Source organism: Pseudoxanthomonas mexicana (assembly GCF_010093385.1).
GTDB lineage: Bacteria > Pseudomonadota > Gammaproteobacteria > Xanthomonadales > Xanthomonadaceae > Pseudoxanthomonas_A > Pseudoxanthomonas_A mexicana.
The window spans coordinates 175,092-182,122 of the sequence record NZ_PDWV01000002.1; the positions used below are offsets into that span (position 1 = coordinate 175,092).

Sequence of the window (7,031 nt, forward strand, 5' to 3'; positions counted from 1 at the left end):
GCGCGTCACTTGGCCGCCGCGCCGCCGAGGTGGCGCGACAGGAACCCCAGCAGCCGGTTGTAGTACGTACGGCGGTTTTCTTCGGCGTAGAAGCCATGCCCCTCGGTGCGCACGTACAGCGCTTCCACCGGCACGCCCGCCGCCTTCAATGCCTTTTCCATCCTCTCGGTGTGCGCCTGCGGGGCGATCTCGTCCTTTCCGCCCGCGGCCAGGAAGACCGGCACGCGGATCTTCGTCGCCAATGACGTGGGCGAGATATCGGCCAGCGCCGCGCGCTCGTCGCCCACCCAGTCGTCCATGTAGTTGCCGAGCCACTTGGCATGGCGCGATTTCTGCCGGTGCATCAGCTCCAGGTCGTACACGCCCACGTAGCCGGCCGCGCAGCGATACAGCGCCGGCTCCCTGGCCACGCCCATCAGTGCCGCATAGCCGCCATAGCTGGCGCCGTACAGGCAGATGCGCTGCGGGTCGGCGATCTTCTGTTCAATCGCCCAGCGCGTGGCATCGGTGAGATCGTCCTGCATCGCACCGCCCCATTCGCGTGCGCCGGCCTGCATGTGCGCGCGCCCGTAATTGCCCGAGCCGCGGAAATTGAGCCGGAGCACGGCGTAGCCGGCGCGCGCCAGCATCTGCGCCTCGTCGTCGATCTCCCAGCGATCGAAGATGCCGATCGGTCCGCCATGCGGCATCACCACCAACGGCAGCGGACCGCTGCTTCCGCGGGGGCGCGTCAGGTACCCATGGAGCGGCAGGCCATCGCGCGCCTTCAACGCGACCGATTCGCTGGGCGCCAGCGTGGCCGGATCCAACCAGCTGCGTCGGCTGAAGATCAGGTCGGCCGCGTTGGTTTCGGTGTTGAACAGGTAGAAGTCGCCCGGACTGGTGTCGTTCCAGATGTGCACGACCTTCAGCCTGCCGTCGCGCGTGCCCGAGGTGATCAGGACCGAATGACCCGGAAACGACCGCTCGAGCTTGCGGTAGAGGCGCGCCGTCTCCGATGTTTCGTCGAAGAACACCGTGCGCAGCCTGTCGTGCATGAAGAAGCTGCCCACCGGCGTGCGACCGCCCGGGGCGCGGATGATCCGGTAGGGATCGACCACCGAATCGCGGAGTACCTGCGTGCGCTCGCCGGTCACCGTATCCAGCGCCACGATCGCGTCCGGCCCCTCGCGCTGCTCGACCTGCAGGTAGGCCGTGCGGCCGTCGGGCGCAAAGCCCCTTGGCACTTCGACACGCAGTGTCGTGTTCTCGTCGTTGATCAGCGTCCAGGGAGCGTCGCTGGTGGCGCGGTGATAGAGCTTGCTGGCATTGTCCTCGCCCGCACCCAGCGCGAAGCGGACCTGGCCCGTCGCATCCACGACGAAGTCGGCGCGGCGGATGGGGGCCGTCGCCACGGTGTCGAGCTTGCCGTTGTACGCGTCCAGGGTCATCAGCCGCGTGTTCGGCATCGAGGTATCCAGCGCGTACATGCTGATCAGCACCTTGCGCGGATCGTCCGGCATCGGGTCGACAAGCTCGGCCGCACGCGGTAGCGGGTCGTTGCCATCCAGTCCATAGCGCCCGAAGATCTGCCGGCGCACCGAGCCGTCCACGTTCGTCGCATACAGTTCGCCGGTCGCATAGGGCTGGTCGCGCGAACCGTATTTCTTCGCCACCGACACGACGACGCGATCGTCGCTGACCCACCAGACATCGTCGATGATGCTGTCGGCGCCGGCGCTGATCTTCGCGGTGATCTGACGGTCGCTGCGCCGCTGCACGGCGAGGATGGTCTGGTCCTCCAGCGGCACGGTCAGGGCGTAGTACTCGCCGGTCGGCGAGATCTTCAGCGTTTCCAGCACGTCCTGCTTCAGGAACGGCTCCAGATCCACCTGGGCCTGCGCCAGCGGCACCAGCACGCATCCCAGCAGAATGCCCGCACTCCGTGTTCCCCACCCCATGGATGCCTCCTTGGCATCGTTGTCCCCGCGTGGATTAAACCGCAGGGCGACGGGACGCGACAAGCGAAGGATCAGCGCGCGAGTGCGGCGGGATCCCGCTGCGGTTCCACCGGCAGCGCGGGGAGGATCGGCTGGAGTTCCTGCAACCGCTGCTGGCCACCGCGCAGCCACGCCTGCCCGTGTTCGCTGTGCAAATGGTCGCGCCCGATCCGGTCGATGGCGGCGGTATCGCCCTGCTTCGCTGCCTGCAGCAGTTGTTCGACCATGTTCGCCGGCGATGCCGCTACCGGCGTGGGTCCGATCTCGACCGGATGCCAGCGCAGGCTTTCGGCCATCGCCGCATTGCGGGGCTGGGCATCGAGGCAGTCGATCCTGCACAACGCTGGTGGCGCGAGCTCTTCCTGCCTGCCGCGGACTCCTTCCTTGTCGTACACGGAGGTGCGGTAGAAGAACGGGTGGCCCTCGGACCGATGGATGACGTGCCGCACCGGTTCGGTGGGTTCCTCGCGCTTCTGCAGGAAGGGCGGATCGCTCAGCGCGTTGAGGTAGTCGATCATCGGGTTGCCGCTGCGGATGGACAGCCCGTCCAGCGCGTAGCTTCCGCCGATGTCGCTGTGCGCACCCGCCACGGTGACGTTGAGGAAGCGCCCGTCGTCGGTCACGCCGGGATCCAGCACGCGCGTGGACTGGAACAGGTTGCGTCGCTCGTCTTCGGCGGTGATCTGGAATCCCGACACCACCGAGGGCGGCAGCCGGCGATCATGGTTGCGCGGCTCACCGGTACCCACCGGATCGAACAGGCCGACGGCCTGGATGACGGTGCCGGGTTCGCGCAGGGGCGGACGCGTGAACTCGAGCCGCTCGATGAAGCCGTTTCGATCCCGGACCACATTCATGCCCGCGGGATCCTGGATTCCCCGCTCTTCGATCAGGCGGGTGAAGCCGGCGGCCTGCTCAGCACCTCGACTGGAGCCGATGGCGGCGATGCGGATGTCGGCGCTGGGGTTCTCCTGCAGCCATTTGGCAGCCTTATGGGTGAACTGGAGATACATCTCCTCCATCCTGGCTTCGTAAGTGCCGCCACGTATCGCATCCGAAAGCCCGGGCAACCCGCCTTGGGTTCCGGGCCCTTCGACATACCCCGTTGCGATCTGCGAAGCCTCGCCTCGCTTGTGGAGCGCCTCAACCTGCTCGCGGATCCTCCCTACATTCGTGAGGTTCTCAGGAGCATCCTTATGCAAACTGTTGCCGGTTCCATCGAATGCCGCGACGAATAGTCGCTCCCGAGTCCGGTCCCCATCCACCAGGACAGGAGCCTGAAATGCCGCAAGTTGCGCCCGCGCCTGCGTGTAGGTCGCCAGGTCTTCCAGCGTTGCCGGGTAGGTTTCCACGCCATCCGGATGTCGATCGCCGCCCATCTTCACGCTCCTTGTGCGTCTTCCCGCTAGTAGGTCTTGCTCCACGCCAGAATCAGGTCATCCCGGAAACGGCTGTACTCGTTTCCTGGGATCTGCGGGACCCGGGTAGGCACGAACGCCTTCATGTAGACGTTGATCGTCCTGTCGTTCACTTCCAGAATGATGCCGGGATCGCCGATGTCGCCATCCACGACTCCATTGGGCACACGATGAAGGACGCGCTGGTCTCGGAATATGCTTGCAATGTCAACGGAAGCCGAATGCTTCACACCATCCTTCGACTTCCACACCACTTGGGCTGGTTCTGGGAAATTACCGACCGAGAGATAGCTCGCATCCAGGTTCGCAGGGTACTTCTCGCCGAGCGAGGCTGAAGACAGCTGGAGCACATCGTCTGGCTCGGAGATGTGAATGAACCCGTTGTAGGTCACCCGGCAGCCATAGGTCGAGTAGCAGAACGCACCGAAGTTATGCCGCACGAACGTCAATGGTTCGCTATTCGTTGAGTTTCCGCCCCCCGAGGGCACGTGCCCGGATTCCTGCGTCATCGCCATGCCTTGGCACCCTGTGGTTACGACCATCGATACGATCATCCCTGCGAAAGCGGAGCGAACGCCATTCCTGCCTGCAGGCGCTGGTCTTCGGATCATCGCGAGGCCTCCTGCCAGAAACAGCCTTATCTGTACGACACGGTGCCACGCGACGCAAGCCGCGACGCGCTAATGTGAGCAACGCCGCGCACTGCATTCATTTACTTCAAAGCCCCACCGGCTGCATCAGTCGGTAGACGGTCTGGCCTCATCCATGTGCACGACCTCCCACAGGTGGCCATCGAGATCCTCGAAGCCGCGCTGGTACATGAAACCGTAATCCTTGGCTTCCATCTGCTCACGACCGCCGGCCGACAGTGCCTTGGCGACCATCGCATCCACCTCGCTGCGGCTGGCGACCGACAGGCACAGCAGCACCTCGGTATGCGTCCGCGTATCGCATAGCGACTTGCGGGTGAAGCCCCGGAAGAACGGCTCCGCCAGCAGCATCACGTAGATGCTGTCGCTGATGACCACGCAGGCTGCGTTCTCGTCGGTGAACTGTGGGTTGGAGACGTAGCCCAGCGCGCTGAAGAAGGCCTTGGCCTTGTCGAGGTCGCGCACGGGAAGATTGACGAAGATCTGGGTGCTCATGCGCTGCACCTCACTGCGGGTTGCGGGCGTGGAGGTCGGCTGCCAGACGCGCTTCCTGCTCGCGCAGTTCGGGCGTCAGCGCGTCGCCGAAGTCGTCCGCCTCGAAGACGGGCCGCAGTTCGATCTCCGCACCGCCATCGAACGGCGCGCGCTTGATCCATTCGATGGCTTCGTCGAGATTGCGGACCTGCCACAACCAGAAACCCGCCACCAGTTCCCTGGTTTCGCCGAACGGCCCATCGATCACCGTGCGCTGTCTGCCGTCGAACCGCACGCGTGCGCCACGCGAACTAGGATGCAGGCCCTCGCCAGCCAACAGGATGCCGGCCTTCACCAGCGCTTCGTTGAACCTGCCCATCTCGGTGAGCAGTTCGGTGCCCGGCATCTCGCCGGCTTCGGATGCGGGGCTGGCCTTCACCAGGACCATGACTTTCATGCGGGTTCTCCGTCGCGCGTTGCGCCGGGCGATCCGGCGCTTTCAGGGAGACGACGAACGGAAGGGGCGGCGATCGACACGCCGATCCCGCGCCTAGGGCAGGCGCAGCGGCAGGTCCCGACGCGCCTGCGCCTCGTTGCCGCTGTGGTCGCGGGCGGTGATGCGCAGCAGGTAGTCGCCGGGCGCAAGCGACGCGGGCTGCCACGCGCCTTCGGCCCAGGCGCCGTCGCGCACGGTGTTGGTGACGCTGTAGCGGAACCGGGTGACGGCGCTGCCGTGCACGGTGATGCCGCTGCCCGGCGCGTAGGCCACCTGCACGGCATCGTCGGAAGGCAGGCGCTGGAAATCGATGGTCATGCGCGGCGTTTCGAAGCCGGGTACCGGTGTGCCGTCGGGGTGCAGCAGTTGGTAGCCCAATGCATGCAGACCCAGGCGCCTGCGCGGCAGGTTGCGGTCCACCTGGTCCCACGCATCCACCACGATGCGGATGCCCTGCAGGTCGCGCGGCACCACGATGCGGCCGTCCTGCTTCGCATCGATGGGCTGGTCCAGCGTATCGAACAGCGCCACTTCGTCGATGCGCGGCGGATGGGCATCGGTGAAACCGGCGAAGCCCAACGCGATCGCATTGCGCTCGTAGCCGGGCGGGCCGAGGGACAGGTGCACGTGGGCCATGCGGTTCACCGTGCCCAGTGCATCCCCCACGGAGAAGCGGGTGCCGCGGCGCACGCGGATGCGGGAAGGATCGCCGCTGAGGTCATGCAGCAGCTGGAAGCGCGCAGGATCGAGCAGGTCGCCGCGGGGCGTACGCCCCACCTTCATGTGGATGTAGGCCAATGCGCCGACGGCCAGCCCTTCGCCCAGGCCATCGAATCCCCATGCGGCCGAGGGGCTGCCCACCTTGCCATCGGCGATGGCCAGCACCGTGGCGCCCACATCGCCACGGATGTCGAGCCCGCCGTGCAGGTGGTGGCGGCTCTCGCCCTGGTAGTCGCCGCGCACTTCGCCCAGCGTCCCCACGACTTCGTGCCATCCGTCCTGCGGCGCGAGCGGCCAGCGGCCCCCGGTGTCGGGCAGAGGATCGTCCGGCGCGGGACCGACCGGCGTGACGGCGGCCACCGCAGCCGCCGTCATCGGTGCGATGCGATGCACGCGATGGCTGCCCGCGTCGGTGAAGTGCACATTGCCGGCGGCGTCGACGGCCAGTCCTGCCGTCCGCGAGAACCGCTGCCCCGGCAGATGGCCGGCCAGCGCCCGCCAGCGTCCATCGCGCATCACCTGCATCACGCGGCCGGTGGACAGCTCGCCGACGTACAAGTGGCCATCGTGGGTGAGCGCCAGCGCCAGCGGGCGGCGCGGCCCGGCCTGCGTGTCCAGTTCGGGCTGCAGCGGAAGCGTGCTGACGCCGCCCTTCGGCCCGATGCGCCGGATCGCGTCGTTGCGCAGGTCGGCCACCCACGCGACCCCTGTCGCATCCACCGCCACGGCGGTGGGCGTATCGAAGCGCGCCTGATCGCCGGTGCCGTCCTGGAAGCCAGGGCCGTCGCCACCGGCCAGCGTGCTCACCTGACCCTCGCGGCTGATCACGCGGATGCGGTCGTTGTAGGTGTCGGCCACGTAGACCCGGCCGGCGCCGTCCGCGGTCACGCCGATGGGTCCATTGAACAGGGCCTGCCGCGCCGGCCCGTCGCGGAAGCCGGGGCCGCCTCCCCCGGCGAGCGTGGTCACCACGCCCTGCGGCGTGACCTTGCGGATGGCATGGTTGCCGGTGTCGGCGACATACAGGTTGCCGTCGCCGTCCAGCGCCAGCGCCGAGGGCGTATGGAAGGCGGCTGCTGCACCTGTGCCATCGGCGAATCCTTCGCGTCCGCCCGCCAGGGTCGACACGGTGCCGTCCGGGGCGATGCGGCGGATCCGGTTGTTGTCGCCCGCGTCGGCGACATAGCGCGTCCCGTCGGCCGCCACCACGATGCCCCAGGGGTCGTCGAACCGTGCCACCGCGCCGGCCCCGTCCCGGAGCCCGCGCATGCCATCGCCCGCCACCAGCGACAGC

The 7,031-nt window shown here is 67.2% G+C and carries 6 protein-coding genes; all 6 read right to left on the minus strand.

What is annotated here, in order from left to right; genetic code table 11:
• Window positions 1-5: 5 nt before the first annotated feature.
• On the minus strand, window positions 6-1,940 hold the full coding sequence (locus tag CSC76_RS01760; RefSeq protein ID WP_162108329.1) for an alpha/beta hydrolase family protein: 1,935 nt from the start codon (window positions 1,938-1,940) through the stop codon (window positions 6-8).
• A gap of 71 nt (window positions 1,941-2,011) precedes the next feature.
• Window positions 2,012-3,358: a phospholipase effector Tle1 domain-containing protein gene (locus tag CSC76_RS01765; RefSeq protein ID WP_162108330.1), complete on the minus strand. Its 1,347-nt coding sequence runs from the start codon at window positions 3,356-3,358 to the stop codon at window positions 2,012-2,014.
• Window positions 3,359-3,384: 26 nt separating this feature from the next.
• Complete coding sequence (locus CSC76_RS01770; protein ID WP_238394839.1) at window positions 3,385-3,912, minus strand: hypothetical protein; 528 nt, start codon at window positions 3,910-3,912, stop codon at window positions 3,385-3,387.
• 222 nt (window positions 3,913-4,134) lie between these two features.
• On the minus strand, window positions 4,135-4,542 hold the full coding sequence (locus tag CSC76_RS01775; protein WP_162108331.1) for a VOC family protein: 408 nt from the start codon (window positions 4,540-4,542) through the stop codon (window positions 4,135-4,137).
• A 10-nt stretch (window positions 4,543-4,552) separates the two neighbouring features.
• A complete protein-coding gene (locus tag CSC76_RS01780; RefSeq protein WP_162108332.1) occupies window positions 4,553-4,978 on the minus strand; it encodes a YciI family protein in 426 nt (141 codons plus the stop codon).
• 93 nt (window positions 4,979-5,071) lie between these two features.
• Window positions 5,072-7,006, minus strand: coding sequence for an NHL repeat-containing protein (locus tag CSC76_RS01785; protein WP_202923461.1), 1,935 nt, complete (start codon window positions 7,004-7,006; stop codon window positions 5,072-5,074).
• Window positions 7,007-7,031 lie beyond the last annotated feature (25 nt).